At 64.0% G+C, this 1,287-nt stretch carries 2 protein-coding genes; both read left to right on the forward strand.

What is annotated here, in order from left to right:
• On the forward strand, window positions 1-359 hold a 359-nt coding region (locus AC1D00_RS41520; RefSeq protein ID WP_477014694.1), incomplete at its 5' end, for a PaaI family thioesterase.
• Between the two features lie 64 nt (window positions 360-423).
• On the forward strand, window positions 424-1,041 hold the full coding sequence (locus AC1D00_RS41525) for a TetR/AcrR family transcriptional regulator (RefSeq protein WP_477014695.1): 618 nt from the start codon (window positions 424-426) through the stop codon (window positions 1,039-1,041).
• The last annotated feature ends 246 nt before the right edge of the window (window positions 1,042-1,287 follow it).

The following is a 1,287-nucleotide window of genomic DNA, read 5'->3' on the forward strand; positions in this document are numbered from 1 at the left end:
GCTTCACCATGGCGGTGGTCGAGCCGGGCCGGATCGTGATGGAATTGGAGCCGCGCGAGGATCTCGAGAATACCATCGGCCTCCTGCATGGCGCGACGGCCGCGGCGCTGATCGACACCGCCATGGGATGCGCCATTTCGACCCGGCTGGAGGCCGGGCAGTCGTCCGTGACCCTCGATCTGAAAATGACGTTCCTGCGCCCGCTGTCGGTCCGGTCCGGGCTGATCTCGGCCGAAGGCAAGGTCGTCAAGCTGGGACGGCAGACCAGTTACACCGAGGGTTTCGTCCGCGACGGCAAGGGCGCGCTCGCAGTCCATGCAACTGCAACCTTTTCCATGATCGGTAATACCTTAACGTGAATTAATCCACCGTCTGGTCCATTTCTGTGTTATGGGATGATCTCCGACATTCAATGAGACTCGCATGCGCTATTCCCGGGAACACAAGCAGGAAACCCACGACCGCATCGTGAAGAAGGCCTCCGTGCGGCTGCGCGAAAAGGGTGCGCACGGCATCGGCGTCGCCGACCTCATGAAGGAGGCGGGCCTGACCCACGGCGGCTTCTACGCGCATTTCGATTCCCGCGAGGCGCTGGTGATCGAGGCCTTTGGCTACGCCATGGACCGCTCGATGGAGCACTGGCGCAAGATCAGCGGCGAGGTCTCTCCCGAGAAACGGCTGGCGCTGATCGCCGAGGCCTATCTCTCCGCGCTGCATCGCGACAATCCCGGCCATGGCTGCTCGATTCCTGCGCTGGGCGCAGAGATCGCCCGCGAGAGCCCGAAGACGCGAAAAGCCTTCGCCGGCAAGCTCGACGAGATGATCGAGATGATGACCGACTACATCCCGAACCTGCCGCGCAAGGCCGCGCGCAAGCAGGCGATCGCGACGCTGGCGACGATGGCCGGCACCATGCTGCTGGCGCGCATCGCCGGCTCCAGCGAGCTGTCGGACGAGGTGCTGAAGGCGGGAAGGGATAGCGCGCTGGACGGCGCGAAGCGTGAGCCGAAGGTGGCGGCGAAGAAGCCGAAGCAGAATTAGCGAGATGCCGTTGAATGCGTAGGGTGGGTTAGCCTTGCGGCTGCGCGAAGCGCGGTCGCTGGGCGTAACCCACCACTGTGTTTATCTGCCGAGACAGAAGTGGTGGGTTACGCCTTCGGCTAACCCACCCTACGGGAGCGGTGTTTGCCGCCCCGCAAATAGCCCCCGCTCGCGCTCCACGATCTCGCCGATGTAGTCCGCCACCGCCCTGATCCGGGCGAGATCCTTGCTGTCGGCGTGCATCAG

It is taken from the genome of Bradyrhizobium sp. P2_E8 (assembly GCF_056403875.1).

Excerpts from the sequence above, each read along its gene's own strand:
- AC1D00_RS41525 (WP_477014695.1), top strand. The coding sequence starts at position 424 with ATGCGCTATTCCCGGGAACACAAGCAGGAAACCCACGACCGCATCGTG.